This is a genomic window from Paenibacillus sp. J22FR83, assembly GCF_059691955.1.
Window position 1 is genome coordinate 20,513 of record NZ_JCAUAM010000007.1, and the last position, 22,018, is coordinate 42,530.

Genomic DNA, 22,018 nt, shown 5'->3' on the forward strand with positions numbered 1-22,018 from the left:
ATAGAAAGTTTTCAAAGTGATAGCGAGTAGGGATCTCTCGAAAGGGGCTGGAGATTTGAAAGACGTTATGTATTTCGACCAAGCAGCATCCTCGTGGCCCAAGCCACCAGCGGTGATGGATGCAATGATGCAATGTATGCAGGAATATGCAGCTAATCCGGGCAGAGGCAGCCATCAGATGGCTGTGAAGGCAAGCCGTACGTTGTTCGAGGCAAGGAAGAATCTAGCTAAGTTATTCGGTGTGAAAAACCCAAATGATATTTCATTTGCACTCAATACAACACATGCACTAAACCAAGCGATCAAAGGGTTTGTTAAGCCTGGTGATCATGTGATTTGTACCCATGTTGAACACAACTCAGTGAGAAGACCGCTAGAATATTTAAAAGCCTCTGCAGGTGTTGAGCTAACATATTTGACACACGATGAGCAGGGGAATGTGCAATTAAATGAGTTGAAAGAAGCGTTCCGTTCCAATACGACACTCGTTGTAGTGACTCACAGCTCTAACCTACTTGGCACGATTATGCCAATTGGCGAGATTGGGGAGCTCTGCAGAAGCCATGGTGCGAAGCTGCTTGTAGACGCGGCTCAGAGCGCCGGTGTGCTGCCAATTCATGTCGCAGATATGAACATCGACATGCTTGCCTTCCCAGGCCACAAGGGGCTCCTGGGGCCTCAAGGAACGGGTGGACTATACATCCATCCGGATATTGATTTGGAACCATTGCTGCATGGTGGTACAGGCAGTCAATCAGAAGCCATTCACCAGCCGACGGTTCGGCCTGATCGCTATGAAGCAGGGACGCAGAACACGCCAGGCATCGCTGGGTTGAATGAAGGTGTGAAGTTCGTCCTGACGGAAACCGTGGACAAGATTCATGCGAAAGAATGGGCGCATACGCAGCAATTAATGGAAGGGCTACTGGGAATTGAAGGAGTTACGATTCTAGGGCCAAAGCTTGGACAAAATAAAACAGGAATCGTTTCCTTTAATATTCGAGATGTGGATTCATCGGAAGTTGCTTTTATCCTTGATCAGTCATTCCAAATTGCCGTACGTTCGGGTTATCATTGTACACCACTTGCACATGAAGTTGCCGGCAGTTTGGCCAAGGGAGCTGTGCGGTCGAGTATCGGATATTTTACGACGGACGAAGAGATAGCAGCACTCATTGAAGCTGTCAAAGAGATTCAAGCGCAATATGCGAAGTAGAAAGAGGGTTAAGGCATGGGGGAACTGTTTGGCTTGAATGCAGAATACGTAATGTTAGTTTGTTTTGCATTCATTCTAGTGTTGTTGATTCTGGTTATCATTATTTCAATTCGATTATCATCCTTGCGGAAACGATACACACGGATGATAAATGGCTCAAGTGTGGAGAACATGGAGCAGTTGCTCATGGACATGCAGAATGCGCTAAACGAGCAAAAGGCCGAATCCGTAAAGGCTTCGACCGAAATAACGACTATTCATCAGTCCATGAAGAAGATGACATCGAATATAAAAGTTCGTCGCTACAACGCCTTCAATGAAGGCGGTAGTGATCTCAGTTTCTCGTTGGCGATGCTAAACGAAGAGCAAGATGGTGTGATCATTACAGGCATACATAGTCGAGAGCAAATGTATGTATATGCAAAGCCAATCGCAAAGGGGCAATCTAGCTATACGCTAAGTCCAGAAGAGAAGGAAACACTTACTCAAACTTTAAAGCAGTCGTAGCACTTGGGGCAAAGGATTGAGTTCGTCTTATCGAAGCGTAGAGGGCATCGCCAATGACAGTCGCCATATTCATGACGAGGCTAAGCCGCGTATTTTGCAAGACGAAATATTCCATGAAGCCGCCAACGTTAACAATCCCAGTAACATGAATATCACCAACAGGAGGCAAATCTTTATTGACACCGGCGCCTGGTTTGAGTGGCCCATGAGCGACTTGAATGCAGCCGACACTGGCAACTTGCCCTAAGCAGGCATCGACAGCAACGATAAAGGGGTTCTGAAATTGCTTATGAATGTTATCAACGGTTTCGGCTAAATTCATAGCATGAACAGGCTCATCCAAGGTGCCGAACAAATGAAGATTGCGAAGTGTGGTCGTACGATTTAAATGAGAGCCAACGAGAGGTCCGAGCGCATCACCTGTTGAACGATCTGTTCCTACGCAAATGACGACGATAGGTTGATAGGTTGGTAGTTTACTGAAAATGGATTGCAAATGCTTGGCGAGAAGATGAGGCGTGTTGGAATCGGTATGTTGAATTTTCAAAGGTTCTTGTACTGGGGTTTTATCGCCGTCAAATCCAAAGTTGAATTTCATGATATCCCTCCAAAGTAGTCCATCTTTTTTTACTAGTATATGGAGAGAGAGGCACATTTATACGTAGAGAGGAGAGGTTTCTCTGGAATTTTCTATCATGTTGCTAGCTTTCGATTCTACTCAACAAGCACTACGAGCTGAGATGTTGTTAGAATACGCAGATATTGAGATCGATATCAGGCCTACGCCGAAAGAAATTACAGCAGGATGCGCGCTTTCTATTGAATTCCCAGGAGCAGATATTATGCGAGTTCAAGAGATTATAGAGAGCGAGAACGTTGAGATCAGAGGCATTTATTTTAAAAAAGAAGATGGATATGGTACCATAGTAGAAAAGTAAGGAGGCTTACTAGTGGCTTTTGAAACACATTATTTCGAAGATTTGATGCATTGGATTCAGGAGCATGTGAGTAAACCTGAGATTATTGCCTCGATATTTTGGATCGCTATTAAAATTGTACTTATCTATGTCATTGCTAGAGTTGTCATCAAGGTTGCTGACAAAACCATCGATCATATGGTCATTGCGAGAGAGAAGTCACCGCTCAAAATTGATAGACGAAGATCGAATACGATTTCTATCCTAATACATAATCTTATCGCTTATACAGTAAATCTAGTTGCTATCATGTTGATTTTGGGTCAAGTAGGATTGAATCTAGGCCCATTACTCGCGGGAGCAGGTGTTCTTGGGCTAGCTATAGGTTTCGGAGCACAGAGTTTGGTGAAGGATGTAATTACAGGATTCTTTATTATCTTTGAAGATCAATTCGGTGTTGGCGATGTGATTCAGATAGATCAATTCAAAGGAACTGTTGAGGAAATAGGCATTCGTGTGACTCGGATCAAGAGCTGGACCGGTGAGGTTCACATCATCCCTAACGGAAACATTAAACAAGTGACCAACTTCTCCACGTATAATTCGATTGCGATCGTTGATGTATCTATCGCTTATGACGCTGATATTGATCGTGCGATAGTCTTATTAAATGAAGTTGTCGCTGAAGTGTATGAGCGCACAGAGAATATCGTTAAAGTCCCACAAGTGCTTGGTGTGCAGATGGTTGGTACTACCGATTTGAAGATACGGGTGATTGCGGAATGTACGCCGAACAAACAAGGTGAAGTCGGGCGAATTCTAAATGCAGAAATTAAGAAGTATCTAGATACCCATGGCATCAAACAAGAAAAGGTGGAGGGGAACTAAGATGGATAAGAAGGAATACCAACTTGGCGATGTTGTACAAATGAAAAAGCCCCATCCATGCGGTACAAATGAAATGGAAATTATTCGAATGGGGATGGATATTCGGATTAAATGTGTAGGCTGTAAGCACAGTGTCTTAGTGCCAAGAACGAAGTTCGAGAGCAAGCTCAAAAAAATATTGCGCAGCAATGCGGTGACAGAAGAAGAGTCGAGCTAACTTTTCATAAAAAATAGGAAAGTACTTGCGAGAGACAGACTTTTTTGATACAATAAGTCCTGTTCTCATTTCTTGGAAAGGTACCCAAGTGGTCCAAGGGGGCTGACTCGAAATCAGTTAGGCGTCGCGAGGCGTGCGTGGGTTCGACTCCCACTCTTTCCGTACATTTTTAAAAGCCCGTTGCATTGACGTTTTCAGTGCGATAGTGTGACGTAAGCAGCACGTTTAACGTTAGCTGATTCGCTCACACCTAACTAATCAAAAACCTCCTCCGTTAAATTAAACGTAGGAGGTTTTTTGTTTATGTGGATAGGTGATCGTAATGACGAAAGCGAGGGATTAAAGCAGGTGTTCGATTGCCAGCCGTTAACTGACGTTTATCTGGCAAGTTACACGCTGCGGGAAGTAGTGGATTACATAATGAGGATTAAACGCCCACATAACTATAAGGAACGTACTCTTCGTGGATATATAGAGATTATGGACCATTTCATCGAATAGGTTACCGCGGAGTACGGAGAAATATCAGTACAAGACGATACCGCGATAATATTGCGCTATTATGTTCCTTGTGCGCAAAAGAAAAAGGTTATTAATAGGGGCAACTGTTTAAATCCGAATTCAGTAAAGATGAGGTAGGGTTAGCTGCGTTCTCCGTAAACGTCCGCATTTGCGTTCTAAGGACATTCTCTACTCAGTGGTGGTTATGGAGCATAATCGGGCCGTAAATCTATCTCCAATGCGCCAGGACATTGATACGGTGTTTAACTACTAAGAGCAGACGAGCTAAAACGGCTGTTAAGAGCTCCGGACTAGAAGAAGGCTGAGGGAATGCCTGCTGAGTAAATTTAAGAAAATAGTACAAGATTCAGATTTCTATATAGCGATTTTATATCCTAGTTATTTCCAAAATAGTACTATTTAACTATTTTTTATAATGTAAAATAATGGTATATTATTTTAGGGTTAACTGGCCAGTTCCCAGGACGTATACACTGGAGGGAATTATAAATGCTTAAAATTAAAAAGTTAATCTCTGCAAGCATAATAGCTGTTAGTATTTTTACGACATCCCAAGCTGCTTTTGCAACAGATTATCAAGCCGACACAATGGACACTGCTATGCCTCTAATCCCATACGCATACTCTTACCATACTATATATGATAGCTCAGACGTTGATTGGTTTGTATGGACAAATACCACAGGCCAAACATTTAGTCGTGTTGACATCGAGTTAGAATCTCCATCGGGATTAAACTATGATTTATATACTAGATTTCAATTTAGTTCTGGCTTTTCTTATGGGACGAATGTAGGTGATCAAGGAGCCGGACAAATTGATACAAATGGCTATGCTCCGGTTAATCCAGGTGATAAGGTGTATTTAATGGTCTTCCCACATAGTTCCGCTGATTACTCACCGTCAACTCAGTTTAAGGTTAGAGTCATTCCATCTTAATATTTTTATAAATGAATAAAATTCATAAAAAGTAGCGTCACCGACGTAAACGTAACAGCCAGCTATCGTAATAAAAATTGTGAGTACTTATTGCGCGATTGAAAAGAGCGTCATCTTATTGCTTAATCGCAGTGGGGTGACGCTATTTTTGTGTTTATATGAACTATGACCGGCCCATTCAATAGTATAATATTGGAAATTTGCGATAAAGTGAGATTGTAGTAAGTGCGTATTATTGCAGAGTCTCTGCGCTATTCCCTGGCGCTAAACGAAGAACCACATAACGACGGAATTTTCACGTTAATACATGCTACCGCATGAATATTCACACGTATCCTTTTAAGTTGTACCACGTAGGGAGATCTCGGCTACATTTCCATATGAAAACACATTGATATGATTAAGTTAGGTACGTAAGTCAAATATGTGATCGTAAGCAAATTGTTGAATAATAGGGAGTTAGTTCCACGTGAAACAAACGGAAAAATGTGACTCGAAATCAGTTAGGCGTCGCGAGGCGTGCGTGGGTTCGACTCCCACTCTTTCCGTACCAGAACATACAAGATGAAAGCCGTTTATATCCTTCGGGGATATGGGCGGCTTTTTTATTTAACTGTTTCGACATCGCATTTATGGTTTATATAAAAGGGGAGGGATAGAAAGTAAAGAATCGAAGCAACCTAACAGTTAGATTATGGCTAATAGCTATGTAGGAGGACGAGATAAATGAAAAAATGGATGTTAGCCCTGGCAGTGATTGCTGTGATGGCCTCAGGCTGCGCTAAGAAGGACGATACGTCGACAGTTAGCCCAACAGTTAGTCCAACAGTAAGCGAGACGGCACAGCCCTCAGCAGGGGCTTCAGCGACGCCTAGTGGGACGAGTGGGGGAGGAGCTGTGACAGCAGCACCTACATCTACGCCAAAGGGAACTACAGGTGGCGGCGTGGCAGAGTCACCTTCGCCAATAACGAAGGAACAAATTGAGAAGATCACCTTGACGTCCACTTATGATGAAGTGGTAAAACAGACAGGAACGAAAGGTGTGTTAGTTAAGGACGAGAACGGGAAGAAGACGTACCAGTATGTTATTACGAATCAGCCGGGGTATTACGCGGAGATTGTATTCTTTAGCGATGGAAAAATCTCGGAGAAGCGTGTATTTCAGAAATAAGCGACTGGTCGATGGCGGTAAAAGTAGAAAAGCAGTGGGCTATAAAATAGCCTGCTGCTTTTTTTATGGGAATGTTTTGGAACGAAAAATATGTAAAAGTAGTTCGAAAGAAACGTCAACTTCACCTTGTAAGAAATTGCTATAATTGTGGCAATTACAGGTGGAGGAGCGTTCTAATTGACGTTAAGTAGTGGACACCCACCCTACCTGGCAACAGACCATATCCAGATGAACCGGTTATCTAATACGGCTATTCTGGTTGAAGGAAGGGAGTCTAGCTAATGAAATTCGCAGCGTTTAGCGGTGTGTTAATGGACCATAGTATGCAAGAGGCAATGAGGTTAACGAAGCAATTGGGCTTAGACGGGATTGAGATTGCGGCCCGCGATCATCATCTGTCACCGACGACGAGCAGAAGCCGACTGAAGGAACTGCGCGCATTATCCGAAGAATTGCAGCTTGCTATTCCCGCTATAGCCAGCTATACAGGCAGATTCTCGACGATTAGCGATCAGGAAGCTTCCGCGACTTTCGATGACTTCCGGCGCTTGCTAGAGGCAGCTGACCAATTGGGAGCTTCCATGATGCGCGTATTGACGGGAGGACCGAATGCATTCCTAGCACAAGAGTACCATTACGCAAAGGCCGCCTATTGGCTGGAGCGTTGCGCCGAAGAAGCGAAGGCATATAATATGGACGTGCTGGTGGAATTGCATAACGAATCCCTCGTCGAGACGGCAGACGATGCGCTGAAGCTTCTTCAGCTCGTGAAGACGGATAGAATCGGCTTTATCCATGATGCAGGGAACATGTACATTACAGATACCGATTATGGGTATGAATCGGTGAAGAAGCTGGGCAAGCATTTGAAGCACGTGCATGTCAAAGACGAACGCAGAACCTCGGATGGCAGCGAGCCGGGCGCTTTCACGAACAGAACTCACAGAGGCATCGAAAGTTTCGTGCCTTGTCTATTGGGTAAGGGCGAAGCGGATCATAGCGCATTGTTTGAATCGCTGCGTGAAATCGGTTATAAGAACTGGGTGACGTTGGAGTGCCATACGCAGGGATCTGGATTCGAACGTCTACAGCATGATTTTCAAATTGCTCAGAAGCTCGCTAGTGGCCAATTGTAAGATGAAGTAATGATCAATAGTGCCATACCTTTGTAGGAGATAATAAATTCGAAGAGGCCGACCCTCCGTCAGTTACGACTGTTGGGACGGCCTTTCAAACGTTTAAATAGAAGAAGCTACATCCGCTTGCCGCCTTTTTTATGCCATTTGCGATTATGATTGCTTGTTGCCGGAAAAGTGTCACCTTTTCTCAATGTAACTGTCTTGGGATTGTTAATCCCCATATGGAAGGCATTCTCGCCAATTTCCATATATTCACCATCGTTAGGAACATGATCGCCTTCATTAAAATGTGTCCATTCACCCATGACTGAATCACCTCTTGATTAGAATAACAATCATAGTTAGATTGCCCTTAATTCGTCCGAGCATGTCATTCATTTCTTACCAGCTTCCTCTTTCAAAAAACGTAATATCGAAACTTGTAATTTATCGCGCGATTTGCTATAGTATTCAGGTGCGAGTTTTGAAAAAGAATCCTCGCTCCTTGCTCCTTCACTTGCCTAGCAAGTTTGAATAGGAGCCGCTTAGTCCAAAAGGAGGTGAAATACATGCGCAAATATGAATTGATGTACATCATTCGTACTGACGTTGAGCAAGAAGTTGTTCAATCTACGGTTGAAAAGTTTCAAGGCATCATCTCGAACGGTGGGGGAGAAATCTCCAAACATGACCTGATGGGTAAACGCCGTCTTGCGTATGAGATCAATAAGTTCCGTGACGGGCACTACGTGCTTGTACACTTCAACGCAGAACCTGCTGTTGTAACTGAACTTGATCGCGTACTTAAGATTTCGGACGAAGTTATTCGTCACTTAATCGTAAACGACGTAGCTTAATCAATGCCAGTATTTTCGTCAGGAGGGTTATTCCATGTTGAACCGTGTCATTCTTATCGGTCGATTGACCAGAGATCCAGAGCTTCGTTATACACCAGCTGGGGTAGCAGTTACCCAATTCACACTTGCTGTAGACCGTCCTTTCACGAGCGGTGGCTCGAAAGAACGTGAAGCGGACTTTATCAATATCGTCACGTGGAGGCAGCTTGCCGAAACATGCGCGAATTACTTGCGTAAAGGTCGTTTGACAGCAGTTGAAGGGCGCATTCAAGTGCGTAACTACGACAACAATGAAGGAAAGCGTGTTTACGTGACCGAAGTTATTGCCGATAATGTTCGTTTCCTTGAATCAAGCGGCGGCGGGAATCGCGAAGAAGGCGGATCCTCTAATGCAAATGCAGGCGGCTATAGCGGCGGCGGAAGCAGCAATCGTGGCGGTGGATCGCGCGAGCAGCAGGATCCTTTCATAGATGACGGAAAACCGATCGATATTTCCGATGATGATTTGCCATTTTAAACGTAGAAAGGACTGAAGAGACACAATGGCTTTCCAAAAAAGAGACAACAATGGTGATGATCGTGCTGATCGCAAATTTGCTCCTCGTGGCAAAGGCGGTAAAGGCAAGCGCCGTAAAGTTTGTTACTTCACAGTAAACAAAATCAAGCACATTGATTATAAAGATATCGAGACTCTTAAAAAGTTCATCAGTGAGCGCGGGAAGATTCTTCCTAGACGTGTAACTGGAACTTCCGCTAAGTACCAACGTGCTTTGACGATCGCTATCAAGCGTTCCCGTACAATCGCGTTGCTTCCTTACACAACGGAATAGGTTTCGGATTAAAGAGCAATCGGGCGACCGGTTGCTCTTTTTATTAGGAACGAGAAGCGAGCCCCTATGGGCTCGCTTTTTTGCGTTCGCTTTCTTTTGCCACCACCATACCCAAGACACCTAGATTAATAATAACTACAAATCACGCTAATATTCTGCTTACATACAACCTGCATACTGAGGATAAGAACAAGCTTTCACCAATAGAAGGGAGATAGGAACCATGCCAACTGTACAGCTCGATGAAAAGAAGAACGTAACCATCTTTGAGGATCAGCTAGTAGCCACAGAGAAACGCCCTTGGTTTGGGAGCATGCCTAGTCAACTGGGAGAAGACTTCTCGTTCGTTGTGATGGGGGACCGCTGTGGAATGGCGACAGAGGGAGTATTTGAGAAGGCGCTGGACATGGTGAAGGATTTGAAGCCTGACTTTGTCTTGGCGGTCGGTGATTTGATCGAAGGCTATTGGAACAACGCCGCGGACACGCATCAAGAATGGGATGAGATTGACGGTAAAATAGCCGCGATGGGACTACCTTTCTTCCCCGTCATCGGCAATCACGACTATGGCAATGCGATGATGGCAGAGGTATGGCGCGAGCGTAAAGGCTTGGACTACTACGCGTTTCGTGTAGGGGATGCGCTGTTCCTTTCCTTAAATACAGAGAAAACACCTGATGAGTTCTCAGATGCTTTCATCGACATCATCAAGCGCGTAACAGCGGATGTAAAGCGCGAGCCTGAACGCGCTAATGAATATATGAGTGCTTTTGTTAATGAATTAAAGGAGGGACTTTCGCCTGAGGAGTTACAGAGCTTCGGCAAGATCAAGCTGAGTCTTGGTGAGGAGCAACTGGGTTACTTTAGACGCGTATTGGCAAACAATGCAGATGTTAAATGGACCTTCGTTAACATGCATAAACCAGGTTGGAAATCAGAAAGCGATGAATATCAAGAGCTCATTCAGATGCTAGGGAATCGCGCTTACACTATTTTTGCTGGGCACCTGCATGCGATGGAGTATTCTCGAGTAGGCCATACCGAGTTCATACAGCTGGGTAGAACAGGTGGTCTTGCACATGGGGACGGGTCAAATCCGGGGGATGAGAATGTCGTACTATGGGTAACCATGCGTGGAGGCGTTCCTACATACCGAGTTATTCATCTTGATGGTGTCAATGAACTAACATCTTATCAGCCACATCAACACGTACACGGGGAGAGTGTCTAACAATGACAATAGTGACTACAATGGAACCGATTTTCTTCATTCATTTAACGGATATTCACATTAGCGTACCTGGAAAGAAACCATTATTCGGCATCGAAATGTCGGATAAATTGCGCGCTGCTTGTGCCGAAATTCGCACATTGGAGACGAAACCATCCTTCGTGGTCATTAGCGGAGATCTGACGCATGACGGAGATTTGGAAGATTATCGTTTCCTTAAAAAACTAATAGATGAAGAAGCGGCGCTTCTCGGTATTCCCATTCATGTCGCATTGGGTAACCATGATTTCCGTGAGCCCTTCCGTGAGGGTTACTTAGAGGAGGAGCCTTCGAACGAGTCCTATTATTATAGCTTCATGTCCAACGGTCTTCGCATCGTGATGTTAAATACGCAAGTGCCAGGTACCCATGGGGGGAGGCTTGATGAAGTGCAACTTGCTTGGCTTAAGGGCTTGCTGGCAGAACCTGCACCATCGGGCACGATTATTGTCCACCACCATCCAGTCGTGAAGACACCTACGGATATCATGGATGATCACTTGCTAGAAAATCCGCAGGATTTGGCAAACGTCATCGAAGGCAGCGATGTAATTGGTTTACTGTCCGGGCACATTCATTATCATAATGTCGGGACGTTACGTGGTATTTTGTGTGCGGCTGCAGATGGTTTGGCTTTCGGTCTCGATCCGTCAGCTTCGAGCAACATGCGCTTCATCAATAGATCAGGCTACAACTTGATTACAGTGAAGAATGCGCAAATGAGCGTACAACCCATGACCCTTCCTGGTGAGCAGCGCTTGCTCTATGAACTGAATGTAACCAAGATTCATGCTGAGGCCTAATCCTACCTATAGAACACTAATAAGAAGGAGCTGTGACATGTCACGAGCCAAAACAAAGATCATGATGTTGCTTTCATTAACTGTACTGGTAACTGCAGCATGTGGAAATGGCAAGGAGAGTGCCTCAACCGGTCCGGTTACGATTTCTTTCTATAGCTACAACTTAGCGATTGCTAGCCAAAAGGAAGGCACGCAGCAACTGATTACGGAATTCGAAGCTGCCCATCCGAACATTAAGATTGATGCGATTCCGGTATCTTCTACGGAAATTAATACGAAGGTACAGGCGGATATCGCGGCTGGTTCACGACCTGACGTAGCACAGCTCGTATTCGATGGCTTGGATTATGCCGTTCAGAACTACAATGCGAAGGCATTGGAGGATATCGTGCCTGCTGAAGAGCTGAAGAAAAACTTCGAAGGCTTCTCGCCGAATGGACTGAAATTAGGCCAATTGAAGGGCAAAACCTACGGACTTCCTTTTACATTCAGTACACCGGTCTTATTCTATAACGCGAAGCTATTCAAGGATGCGGGTCTTGACCCGGAACACCCTCCCAAAACATGGGAGGAAGTGAAGACTTATGCGCTGCAGATCGCGGCCAAAACGAAAGCATCGGGTGTGCATGTAGGCGGTGCTGCCGGAGCGGACTGGATCGTTCAGGCTTTGATCGGCAGCAACGGCGGCAAGGTCCTATCGGATGATCGCAAGACGATCCAGTTCGGTGAACCCGCAGCGATCGGTGCGATCAAGATGTGGCAGGATCTCGTCCAAAGCGGCGCAAGCGACAAGATGAACGACACCGAAGTGATTCAAGCGTTCAGCGAATCGAAAGTCGGCATGTTGCTGTATACGAGCGCGTTACAGAGCGCATTGCTCAGCGCTTCCAAAGCGGGAGGCTGGGACCTGAAAGCTGTACAGATGCCTTCTTTCGGAAGTAAACCTACAACACCTGTAAACTCAGGAAGCGCATTGTTCGTGTTGTCGGATGATAAAGTGAAACAGCAAGCAGCGTGGGAGTTCCTTAAGTTTGTTACGAGTGAGCGAGGGTACACGATCATTACGTCCAAAATCGGTTACCTGCCACTTCGTCCAGCTATTGTTGAAGATCCGAAGTATTTGAAAGATTGGGTCGCAGCCAATCCGTTAGTGAAGCCAAACCTAGACCAGCTTACTCGCTTACAGCCGTGGGTATCCTATCCAGGTTCGAAATGGAGTCAAATTGAGACGATCTTACTCGAAGGCGTGCAGAAATCAATTCAAAGTTCGGGAGATGCCACGTCCATCATGCAGGATGCTCAGAAACGTGCGCAATCTCTAATGCCATAATTGGTGTGAAGACAGGAGGTGGTCATATCCTTCTGTCTTCTCCCACATTCAGGAGGGATACCATGAATAGCAATGCAATCACGAGGACGGTTTCCAAGGCACGTCCGAAGTCGGTGCAGCGGGTAAAAAGACCGTTTCCCTATAAAAAGTTGATCCCCTATTTATATTTGTTGCCGGTCATGGTTTCGATTGGATTCTGGATCTATCGTCCTTTAATCGAGACCTTTCAACTCAGCTTCTACGAGTGGAACATGCTGCCTACATCACCGAAGGAATTTATGGGGCTGGATAACTTCGAGAAGCTAGTTACACTGCCCGAGATGAGTAGAGCCTTATTGAACACGTTATTTTACACGGTGGGCGTTATGCCATTTTCACTTATTTTACCGCTGCTGATTGCGATCTCGACAGACAACATTGGGCAGCGTACCCGTAATATGTACCGCGCATTAATTTTCGTACCGATGATCATGGCACCTGTTGCGGTATCGGCTGTGTGGAACTGGATTATGAACCCGATGGGCGGTATTCTGAATAAAACGTTGCAGGCTGTCCTGCACATTCAAGAACCGATACGATTCTTCACCGACGAGCGGTGGGCAATCTGGTCAATCACGTTCATCACGGGTTGGAAGCTGCTCAGCTTCAGTACATTGATCTTCTCAGCGGCGATGACCGGGATCAATAAGGATTACATAGAAGCCGCTAGAATCGATCGGGCGAATCGTTGGCAAATTATTTGGCATGTGCTGTTACCGCTATTGTCACCTACGATTATGTTTATGGCGATGCTTAGCACGTTGTTTGCTGCAGAATGGAGTTTCTCTTATGTCAATGTCTTGACGCAGGGAGGACCTTTAAATTCAACAACAAACATTTATTACTTGCTATGGACGTACGGGTTCAAAACGTTCTCCGTAGGTTGGAGCTCGGCAGCTGCTGTATGCGTGTTTATTGGTTCGGGGCTTATTTCATTAGGGTTCATGAAACTATCGAAAAAGCTCTCGTTTTACGACAATTAAAGGAGGAGCTCCATGAAGAATTCGCGATTGAATGGATCCCGCAGCGCAACTGTTGGCAAACATACCGTCCTGATATTGCTTAGCTTTCTTGCCATTTTCCCATTCTATTGGATGTTGAACACATCCTTTAAACCTGCGGGTGAAGTGTACTCCACGTCACTGCTTCCTACACACTGGACGTTCGATAACTACATACAGGCATGGCACGCTATTCCGATGGCTCATATGATGACGAACTCCATTATCGTGGCTATTAGTCAAACAGCAGCTCAATTACTGACGAGTATACTGGCAGCATATGCGTTCACGCGCTGGGATTTCCGCGGCAAGGGCTTCTTCTACGGCTTAATTTCATTGACATGGCTGGTTCCGTTTCAGGTCATCATGATTCCTAATTATGTGGTTATTAGCGGCTGGGGGCTGCGTAACTCCTTAATGGGGTTAATCATCCCTAACGTCGTGTCCGCATTCGCGGTACTCCAGCTGTACAACACGTTCAAATCGTTCCCGCGAACATTGATTGAAGCTGCTCATCTGGACGGAGCTTCCGACTGGAGCGTGCTGTGGCGTACGATCTTCCCGAATTTACGTGCATCGATTGCTTCTATAGGCGTGCTATTGTTCATTTCCTCATGGAATGACTATTTCTGGCCGTTGTTGGTCACGAACAAACCGGAGCACGCCACGCTCCAAATCGGGTTACAGTCGTTCATGTCCACAGACGCTAATCTGTGGGGACCGATGATGGCAGCGACAACGATGGCAAGCTTGCCCATTCTTCTGCTTTATTTTATTCTGCAGCGTCAAATTATTGATTCGTTCGTCAAAGGCGGTTTGCGTTAATGAGTTCATTATTTACACATCCAGGGCATCTTCTTCCTACGAAAAGCGTGGCTAAACCATCACTAGAAAAGAAAGCTTACCAAGAAATTCGGAATCAGATTATCCATGCGAATTATTTGCCTGGTACCCTTTTGTCAGAGAATGAATTGGCAGATCAGTTGAACATGAGTCGGACACCGATTCGGGCGGCTATTTCCTTATTGGAGCAAGAAGGATTCGTGGAGTCGGTCCGGGGCCGAGGCGTTTTTGTTAAAAATATTTCGTTCAAAGAGTTTTGCGACATGTTTGAAGTGTTGGTTTCGATGCAGATTTATGTATGCGATGTTGCCGAAAAGCGAGGGCTTACCTTTGACTTGGCATCATTGCGAGGCCATCTGGATCGTCAAATTCAAGCGGCAGACAACGGTGACCACTGGCTCTATTACGAAAGTTCCTTGTTATTTATAGAGACGATTCTAACTACCGTTAACAATCAGAACATGATGCAGATCCTAGAGCAGATTAAAGGCAAATATATGTGCAAAGTCGTTTCTTATCGGACGATGAATCCGCAGTCTCTATCTAACCCGAGACAGGGGAGAAGGATCAACACCCGCATTTATGAAGCGCTGCTGCAAGGGAACATTCAGGATGCGAGAGAAGCGATCTATGAAGTGAATGAGATTTTGCATGGGCAATTGAGACAATTCGATATTTGATCGACATAAAATAGGCATGAAGGCGGAGGAATAAGGATGACGACACATATGGCTAATGAGCAGCGCGTTCTACAGGTTGAAGGCGCATATAACCTGCGTGATTTAGGCGGGTACAAGACTAAGGACGGGCGAATGACGCGTTGGGGCGTATTCTTTCGAGCGGATGGGTTGCACAAACTGAGCACAGTCAGCCAACAAGAACTAGTGGACAGAGGGGTAAGGACGATTATTGATTTGCGAAATGCGCATGAGCTTGAGGAAAAAAGGAACGTGTTCGCAGATTCCCAGCAAGTGAGCTATCACAATGTAAGCTTGATCAACCCAGCCACATCGGGTCTTACACAGATTCGCAATCTAGGTGATTTATACATTAGCTTGCTTGAAACTTCACAAGCCCAGTTGTTGCGAGTTTTCACATTGCTTGCAGAGGGGAGTATAGACGGAAGCCTCTTTCATTGCGCAGCAGGTAAAGACCGGACAGGTGTTGTTTCGGCCTTATTATTGGACCTCGGAAATGTTCCACATGAAACAATTTTAGAAGATTATGTGCTTACGAATGCTTGTATATCGCCGATTATGGAGGAATTGCGTAAGGGGAAACCAGCCAATGTGCCTGATGATATGTACGAGAGCTTCTTAGGTTGTGACCCTGCTTACATGGTGAGTTTGTTGTCTCATTTGGAGCTTCAGTACGGCAACGCAGAGAACTACTTACGAACGATAGGGTTATCTGAAGAGCAAATTCTAGCGTTGAAAGAACAATTACTTATCAATTGAGGGAGGGCGTAATTCCAATCTCCACCTCTAATTTCGTTCCATTTTTTCTAAAAACATACAATTCACCAACCAGGCAGCTGTCAAGATCAGCTGTCTTTTTCTATGGCTACAGGGTGCTGGATTAGAGGCTTTCTTTTCTAGTACCTTTTTGTGGTATAATTGATCAATATCGTTTCTGCTGAGATGAGGAGTGATGACGGTTGCTGAATAGGGATAAAGAAGTTGACCTAGCCAGACGGGCCAAAGTCATTGAGTGGCTCAAAACAGAAGTCGTAGATCATGTTGCTCACTTGCTCAAAGGCATGTGGGAAGGTAGTCATGTTAAGATGGTCGATGGGTTAGCCAGTTTGATTTCGAGCGGATATATTTTAGGCCGGAGACTGGGGATTTCTTATCGCAGTTTGGACGAAGCTATTGTTGAGAAAATGAAGAAACACCGCCAAGAGGGCCATCAACTTGAGGACTGGTATGGCGACATTTCATCGCTCGAAGAACATTTACGTAAGAGGTGAGCCCGGTTGGGGAATCGAAGTTGGCAGAGTGTCATTTGGAGCGTTGTTATGATTATTTCATTGCTATCGCTGATGACACCATTTATTATTTTTACATGTAGTTTTCTGTTGGTACCCGTTCTTATGTTATATGTCAAAACAAGTACGAAACGTTTCATCCTAAGTTATGTACTCAGTCTGCTCGTTGTCTACGTACTTACCCAGTGGATAGGTCTCTATTTAATAACGATTGCGTTATTCATACTACCTCCTGTGTTAGTGATGGGGAACCTATACAAACGTAAAGCGCCAGCCAGATCCGTATTAACTGCGGGTATTGTTACCGTCTTGGCGGAGTCGTTGTTAAGCTTGCTGCTAGGATTTGCTTTAGGTCTTGACCCGGTTGCGAAGTTCAAGCAATTCATGATAGATAGTATTGCAACGATGCCGAGTAGCATTCAGGATATTTTACCTAAGGATCAGGACTGGTACGTTGGATTCATCGTGCAAGTTATTCCGTTGTATTTGATTTTCGTAGCGCTGTTCATTACGTTTGTGACGCATGGCGTAACGCGGTGGTTCTTGAACAAAACGGGAGAAGGTATCCCTGGTTTGCGCCCAATGAGAGAATGGAAGCTGCAAAGATCACTTGTTTGGATTTATTTAGTGGCCTTTGTCCTAGATTTATTCTCAAAGCCCGATGCAAGCTCGCTCATTTCAACACTGCTGATGAATGCGATGCCGCTATTAATGCTCGTGTTCGCGGTTCAAGCGATAGGCTTTTTGTTCTTTGTGGCTCATGCGAATAAATGGAAACCGATCTTGCCTATTGTGGCTATTATCATTCTAATCTTTATGCCTCCACTATTTCTCGTTTACAGCTTATTAGGGGTATTTGATGTTGCGTTTCCAATCCGTGAACGGTTTAAGAAAAATTTATAGGATTAGGGGCTAGTTCGAATGCCGAAGTTCCTTTTGAAGCGGTGGCACGGTCAGCATATTGTGTGGATGTTTGTTCTACTCATTGTCTTGACAGCCATTATCTATATGTTCAAATGGTGGTTGGGCCTAACGGCTTTCTTACTCTGTGGAGCAATGGCGTATTTTACGCTGCAAGCGGAGACCGCTTTCCGCAAAGATTTGAATACGTACGTCGGGACGATAAGCCATCGGGTGAAAAAAGCTGGCAATGAAGTCATGAGCGGGCTGCCGATCGGCATTATTTTATACAATGAAGAGAAACGCATAGAGTGGCACAATCCTTTTGTAGCGAAAATGTTAGGGCAAGACTCGGTGATTGGTGAGTCACTCTTGGATTATTTCCCCGATCTCAAGAATAAGAAAGACAAAGCCGAAACATTAGAGCTTAAAGTTGGCCAATTTATTTATCAAGTGTTATCCAAACCCGAAGAGAGACTCCTCTATCTGCGTGAAATTACTGAGCAAGCCCTGTTGGCGAAGAAATACGAAGATAGCAAAACGGCGATTGGTATCGTGATGATGGATAATTTGGAGGAAGCGACACAAGGGCTGGATGATCAGACACGCAGCCTTCTGTTGGCCAAGGTCACGGGTGAAATTACCGAATGGGCTCAGAAGAATCAACTGTATTTACGCCGGACTTCATCGGATCGCTTCCTGATCCTGATGGATCAGAAGGCGTTGCGACAGTTAGAACAAACCCGGTTTGAACTACTCGACGATGTCCGCGATCTGACGATCGAGAATAAGCTGCCGCTCACGCTTAGTATTGGGATTGCATCAGGGGCTGAACAGCTCACTGAACTTGGTCAGATGGCACAAATGGGGCTGGACATGTCGCTCGGCCGCGGTGGTGACCAGGTGACGGTGAAGGTCGGGCAGCGATTGTCCTTTTACGGTGGGAGAACGAACGCGGTCGAGAAACGTACGCGAGTTAGAGCGCGGGTGATCTCACATGCACTGCGCGATCTAATGAAAGATAGTGACAAAGTCATCATCATGGGTCATCGATTTGCAGATATGGATTCCATCGGCGCGGCGATTGGTGTACTCAAGGCGGTTCAAGTCGTCGGCAAAGAAGGCTATATCGTGCTAGAGGGTGTGAACCCGGCCATTCAGAAGGTAATGGAGACGATTTCGGCCGATGAACGGCTGCATCGTTGGTTCATTACACCGGAACAGGGCATGGCGATTACGACACAGCGTTCTCTTGCGGTTGTCGTGGATACGCACAAGGCTTCCATGGTCGCAGAGCCTAAGCTGCTACAGCTGACACACAGGGTCGTGGTGGTCGATCATCATCGTAGGAGTGAAGAGTTCATCCATGACGCTACACTCGTCTATATGGAGCCGTACGCGTCCTCTACGTGCGAACTAGTGACCGAGCTGCTGCAATATATTAACGAGAAGCTATCGATGGAGGTTCTAGAGGCCACGATGCTGCTCGCGGGGATTGTTGTAGATACGAAGAGCTTCAGTCTCCGGACAGGTGCTAGAACATTCGAAGCCGCGTCATATCTGCGACGCAATGGGGCAGATTCGGCTCTTATTCAGAAGTTATTGAAGGAAGATTTGGATTCTTATATTGAGCGTTCCGAGATTATTAAGCATACCGAGACCATCTATGAACACGTAGCTTTGGCAGTTGCTGAGCCATCACGCAAATATTCTCAGTTGATGATCGCGCAAGTTGCTGATACATTGTTAAATATGACGAATATTATGGCTTCCTTCGTAATTGCCGAACGGCCGGATGGTTTAATTGGAATCAGCGCAAGATCGCTAGGCCAAATGAACGTTCAAGTTGTGATGGAGCGACTAGGTGGCGGCGGGCATTTAACCAATGCAGCGACGCAAACAGATTGCTCATTAGAAGAAGCAACGAAACGATTAAAACAAGTACTAGCCGATATACAGGAAGAGGAGGGACTTTTCGAATGAAAGTAATTTTACTCAAAGACGTTAAAGGCCAAGGTAAGAAGGGCGAAGTGAAGGAAGTATCCGAAGGGTACGCGCAGAATTTCCTAATCGCACAAGGACTTGCAGCTCCAGCTACTCAGGGGACAGTCAAAGTGTTAGATAATCAGAAGAAAGCCGAGCAGCGCCGCAAGGATCAAGAGAAGGCAGACGCTCAGGCATTAGGCGAGAAGCTTAGTGAGATGACTGTTCAAATTAAAGCGAAGTCTGGCGAAGGCGGACGTTTGTTCGGTGCCATTCCTAGTAAACAGATTGCAGAAGTACTTGAGAAGCAGTATAAAATCGTGATCGATAAGCGTAAAATTGTTCTAGAAGAACCGATTCGTACGTTAGGCGTAACGAAAGTTCCAATTAAGCTGCATGCGGAAGTAACATCTAGTGTGAATGTTCAAGTAACGGAAGAGAAGTAAGAAACGAATAGGAAAAGTAGAGAACAAGAGTCCCAGTCTGGGGCTCTTCTCTCTTGTAGACATAAACTAGCTCCACTATGAAATGTGAAAATGAAAGGCGGGCACAGTAGCATGAGCAACGGAGATAATATGTTTATGGATCGTGTTCCGCCTCAAAATATAGAAGCTGAGCAAGCCGTCTTAGGTGCGATCTTAATTAACGCAGATGCATTGATTACCGCGATGGAGCGGATATCTAGCGATGATTTCTATCGCGGCGCTCATCAGCGTATATTCGAGGCGATTGTTGAGCTCGCGGAAGATCAAGAACCAGTCGATCTTATTACACTTACGGCGCTGCTTCAAAACAAGCAGCAGCTTGAAGAGATCGGCGGCGTAACGTACTTGTCGGAGCTGGCGAACGCGGTACCAACCGCTGCCAATATCGACTATTACGCGGCAATCGTCGAAGAGAAGTCGATGCTTCGCCGCTTGATTCGGACCGCGACCCAGATCGTCACCAATGGCTATGCCAATGAGGACGATGTCGGGGCGATGCTCAGCGAGGCGGAATCGAAGATCCTTGAGATTTCGCAGCGGCGCAGTTCCAGTGGTTTCGTCGTCATTCGCGACGTACTCATGGAAGTATTCGAGAAGGTCGAGCAGCTCTACTCGAATAAGGGCGGGTCAACGGGAATCCCGTCAGGATTCATTGACCTCGACAAGATGACGTCTGGCTTCCAGCGCTCAGACTTAATTATTCTTGCGGCGCGTCCTTCCGTAGGGAAGACCGCGTTCGCACTGAACGTGGCGCAGAATGTCGGCGTCCGGGCCAAAGAGACCGTCGCCATCTTCTCGCTCGAGATGGGCGCCGCGCAGCTCGTACAGCGTATGGTCTGCGCCGAGGCGAACGTCGATGCGAACCGGATGCGTACGGGTAATCTAGAGGGAGACGATTGGGAGAAGCTGACGATGGCGATCGGCGCCTTATCCGAGGCGAATGTTTTCATCGACGATACCCCGACGATTACGGTAGCGGATATCCGGGCGAAGTGCCGCCGGCTGCAGCAGGAGAAGGGTCTCGGTATGATCCTTATCGACTACTTGCAGCTGATTGCCGGCCGTGGCGGCAAAGGCGGCGACAACCGTCAGCAGGAGGTCTCTGAGATCTCCCGTACACTGAAGCAAATTGCCCGTGAGCTGAATGTACCGGTCATCGCGCTCTCGCAGCTGAGCCGTGGCGTTGAGCAGCGGCAGGACAAGCGTCCGATGATGTCTGACCTTCGGGAATCGGGATCGATTGAGCAAGATGCCGACATCGTAGCGTTCCTGTACCGGGACGATTACTACGATAAGGAATCCGAGAAGAAGAACATCATCGAGATTATTATTGCCAAACAGCGGAATGGTCCGGTAGGTACCGTCGAGCTGGCCTTCCTGAAACAATTCAACAAATTCGTGAATATGGATCGCAGTCATCAAGAAGCAGCAGCCGCGCAGTATTGACGGCTGCTTTTTTGTTGTCTCGCTGGGGAGTCCCGGTGGAATGTAGGCATAGAGCAAACGTGGGGCATCGATGACAGGGAAAAAGTAGCTAGTTGAGTGTAGATGTTGGAGTGAGGATGATGTGGATTGTGTGTCGAGCGGTGACATGGAAGCAGCAGCTTGTTGTGTGCAGATGGTGGGTATGTTGGAGTAATTATACGCACTCTCCAGTCTCTCAAAAATGCAATAATACAACCTTTTTTGCTGTTTCGTGGGTGAAATTGGGAAATACGTGCAAATAGGCAACCTTTTTAAGGAATTTCTTGATAATTTCCTGAAATCAGTCCAAATTGATGCCTTTATGCATCAATTTCTGATAACGAAGGGAGAAACCCATTCGAAAAGTGCTCTTTTGCACTTTTGAAGGGATGGGAAGAGTCGAGTGGGGGCGTTGTAAGCGCGTGTACACCGAAAGCATCTGCCTTTTTCAATAAATAGACATAAAAATTCCCCGTAAGAGGAATCTTATGGGGAACAGAATCCATATGGAATGGGCAAAGACAGAGGTTTTCCTGCATTTAGTGGCAGCATCGAATTAGTTTGCCTAATATCCGAACAATTATACAGACACCCCTATAATCGTTCGTTTTTCATTGACTTTGGCATGGGGGACTGCTACACTAAAGACGGTGAAAAAACCTTGATCGACAAGCCGGCCTCAGGCAGGTAACTCGAAATAAGGTCGTTTTTTCATGCCGAAGGGTAGGT

Annotated in this window: 25 protein-coding genes and 1 tRNA gene; 24 read left to right on the forward strand and 2 right to left on the reverse strand. The window is 45.9% G+C overall.

The annotated features are described in order from the left end of the window. Window positions 1-67 precede the first annotated feature (67 nt). Entirely contained in the window at window positions 68-1,216 is a 1,149-nt protein-coding gene (locus AC58PV_RS13825; RefSeq protein ID WP_497433103.1) for an aminotransferase class V-fold PLP-dependent enzyme, read from the forward strand. Window positions 1,217-1,231: 15 nt separating this feature from the next. Continuing rightward, on the forward strand, window positions 1,232-1,723 hold the full coding sequence (locus AC58PV_RS13830) for a DUF4446 family protein (RefSeq protein WP_497432818.1): 492 nt from the start codon (window positions 1,232-1,234) through the stop codon (window positions 1,721-1,723). Here AC58PV_RS13830 and yyaC read toward each other — a convergent pair. Beyond that, window positions 1,698-2,321, reverse strand: coding sequence for a spore protease YyaC (gene yyaC, locus AC58PV_RS13835; protein WP_497432819.1), 624 nt, complete (start codon window positions 2,319-2,321; stop codon window positions 1,698-1,700). The genes AC58PV_RS13830 and yyaC overlap by 26 nt on opposite strands. 97 nt (window positions 2,322-2,418) lie before the next feature. On the opposite strand from yyaC, the gene AC58PV_RS13840 reads away from it, so the two are divergent. From AC58PV_RS13840 to AC58PV_RS13870, 7 genes are all read left to right on the forward strand, one after another. Further along, the gene (locus AC58PV_RS13840) at window positions 2,419-2,661 is read left to right on the forward strand and encodes a putative Se/S carrier protein (protein ID WP_497432820.1); all 243 of its coding nucleotides are present in this window, start codon (window positions 2,419-2,421) and stop codon (window positions 2,659-2,661) included. A 12-nt stretch (window positions 2,662-2,673) separates the two neighbouring features. Then, a complete protein-coding gene (locus tag AC58PV_RS13845; protein ID WP_497432821.1) occupies window positions 2,674-3,528 on the forward strand; it encodes a mechanosensitive ion channel family protein in 855 nt (284 codons plus the stop codon). 1 nt (window position 3,529) lies between these two features. Further along, window positions 3,530-3,745, forward strand: a complete 216-nt coding sequence (locus tag AC58PV_RS13850; protein ID WP_497432822.1) for a DUF951 domain-containing protein — start codon at window positions 3,530-3,532, stop codon at window positions 3,743-3,745. A 74-nt stretch (window positions 3,746-3,819) separates the two neighbouring features. Further along, window positions 3,820-3,907, forward strand: a tRNA-Ser gene (locus AC58PV_RS13855). An 849-nt stretch (window positions 3,908-4,756) separates the two neighbouring features. Continuing rightward, window positions 4,757-5,206: a hypothetical protein gene (locus AC58PV_RS13860; protein ID WP_497432823.1), complete on the forward strand. Its 450-nt coding sequence runs from the start codon at window positions 4,757-4,759 to the stop codon at window positions 5,204-5,206. A gap of 726 nt (window positions 5,207-5,932) precedes the next feature. Continuing rightward, a complete protein-coding gene (locus AC58PV_RS13865) occupies window positions 5,933-6,379 on the forward strand; it encodes a hypothetical protein (RefSeq protein WP_497432824.1) in 447 nt (148 codons plus the stop codon). Window positions 6,380-6,660: 281 nt separating this feature from the next. Continuing rightward, on the forward strand, window positions 6,661-7,515 hold the full coding sequence (locus tag AC58PV_RS13870; RefSeq protein ID WP_497432825.1) for a sugar phosphate isomerase/epimerase family protein: 855 nt from the start codon (window positions 6,661-6,663) through the stop codon (window positions 7,513-7,515). Between the two features lie 116 nt (window positions 7,516-7,631). Here the strand turns inward: AC58PV_RS13870 and AC58PV_RS13875 are convergent, their stop codons facing one another. Beyond that, entirely contained in the window at window positions 7,632-7,823 is a 192-nt protein-coding gene (locus AC58PV_RS13875; RefSeq protein WP_028557224.1) for a YjzC family protein, read from the reverse strand. A 243-nt stretch (window positions 7,824-8,066) separates the two neighbouring features. Here AC58PV_RS13875 and rpsF point away from each other — a divergent pair, with 243 nt between their 5' ends. The 15 genes from rpsF (at window position 8,067) to dnaB (ending at window position 21,271) form a co-directional block, all read left to right on the forward strand. Beyond that, a complete protein-coding gene (rpsF, locus tag AC58PV_RS13880; protein ID WP_057314906.1) occupies window positions 8,067-8,354 on the forward strand; it encodes a 30S ribosomal protein S6 in 288 nt (95 codons plus the stop codon). A 34-nt stretch (window positions 8,355-8,388) separates the two neighbouring features. Continuing rightward, entirely contained in the window at window positions 8,389-8,871 is a 483-nt protein-coding gene (ssb, locus tag AC58PV_RS13885) for a single-stranded DNA-binding protein (RefSeq protein ID WP_057314905.1), read from the forward strand. 25 nt (window positions 8,872-8,896) lie between these two features. Further along, window positions 8,897-9,184, forward strand: a complete 288-nt coding sequence (rpsR, locus tag AC58PV_RS13890; protein ID WP_028557221.1) for a 30S ribosomal protein S18 — start codon at window positions 8,897-8,899, stop codon at window positions 9,182-9,184. Between the two features lie 223 nt (window positions 9,185-9,407). Further along, window positions 9,408-10,415: a metallophosphoesterase family protein gene (locus AC58PV_RS13895; RefSeq protein WP_497432826.1), complete on the forward strand. Its 1,008-nt coding sequence runs from the start codon at window positions 9,408-9,410 to the stop codon at window positions 10,413-10,415. Window positions 10,416-10,417: 2 nt separating this feature from the next. After that, the gene (locus AC58PV_RS13900) at window positions 10,418-11,257 is read left to right on the forward strand and encodes a metallophosphoesterase family protein (RefSeq protein ID WP_497432827.1); all 840 of its coding nucleotides are present in this window, start codon (window positions 10,418-10,420) and stop codon (window positions 11,255-11,257) included. A 37-nt stretch (window positions 11,258-11,294) separates the two neighbouring features. After that, window positions 11,295-12,587 (forward strand): ABC transporter substrate-binding protein, encoded by a 1,293-nt coding sequence (locus tag AC58PV_RS13905; protein ID WP_497432828.1) that lies wholly within the window; start codon window positions 11,295-11,297, stop codon window positions 12,585-12,587. A gap of 62 nt (window positions 12,588-12,649) precedes the next feature. Then, window positions 12,650-13,609 carry a carbohydrate ABC transporter permease gene (locus AC58PV_RS13910; RefSeq protein WP_497432829.1) on the forward strand — a complete coding sequence of 320 codons (960 nt, stop codon included), beginning with the start codon at window positions 12,650-12,652 and terminating at the stop codon, window positions 13,607-13,609. 12 nt (window positions 13,610-13,621) lie between these two features. After that, window positions 13,622-14,452: a carbohydrate ABC transporter permease gene (locus tag AC58PV_RS13915; protein WP_497432830.1), complete on the forward strand. Its 831-nt coding sequence runs from the start codon at window positions 13,622-13,624 to the stop codon at window positions 14,450-14,452. After that, the gene (locus tag AC58PV_RS13920; protein ID WP_497432831.1) at window positions 14,452-15,150 is read left to right on the forward strand and encodes a GntR family transcriptional regulator; all 699 of its coding nucleotides are present in this window, start codon (window positions 14,452-14,454) and stop codon (window positions 15,148-15,150) included. The genes AC58PV_RS13915 and AC58PV_RS13920 overlap by 1 nt, the downstream gene beginning before the upstream one ends. Window positions 15,151-15,186: 36 nt before the next feature. After that, a complete protein-coding gene (locus tag AC58PV_RS13925; protein ID WP_497432832.1) occupies window positions 15,187-15,927 on the forward strand; it encodes a tyrosine-protein phosphatase in 741 nt (246 codons plus the stop codon). A 200-nt stretch (window positions 15,928-16,127) separates the two neighbouring features. Beyond that, entirely contained in the window at window positions 16,128-16,439 is a 312-nt protein-coding gene (locus AC58PV_RS13930; RefSeq protein WP_056622632.1) for a MazG-like family protein, read from the forward strand. A gap of 6 nt (window positions 16,440-16,445) precedes the next feature. Continuing rightward, the gene (locus AC58PV_RS13935) at window positions 16,446-17,360 is read left to right on the forward strand and encodes a DUF2232 domain-containing protein (protein ID WP_497432833.1); all 915 of its coding nucleotides are present in this window, start codon (window positions 16,446-16,448) and stop codon (window positions 17,358-17,360) included. A gap of 18 nt (window positions 17,361-17,378) precedes the next feature. After that, window positions 17,379-19,340, forward strand: coding sequence for a DHH family phosphoesterase (locus AC58PV_RS13940; protein WP_497432834.1), 1,962 nt, complete (start codon window positions 17,379-17,381; stop codon window positions 19,338-19,340). After that, window positions 19,337-19,786, forward strand: coding sequence for a 50S ribosomal protein L9 (rplI, locus tag AC58PV_RS13945; RefSeq protein ID WP_068666984.1), 450 nt, complete (start codon window positions 19,337-19,339; stop codon window positions 19,784-19,786). Before AC58PV_RS13940 ends, rplI begins: the two co-directional genes overlap by 4 nt. A 111-nt stretch (window positions 19,787-19,897) precedes the next feature. Further along, window positions 19,898-21,271: a replicative DNA helicase gene (gene dnaB / locus AC58PV_RS13950; RefSeq protein WP_497432835.1), complete on the forward strand. Its 1,374-nt coding sequence runs from the start codon at window positions 19,898-19,900 to the stop codon at window positions 21,269-21,271. Window positions 21,272-22,018 lie beyond the last annotated feature (747 nt).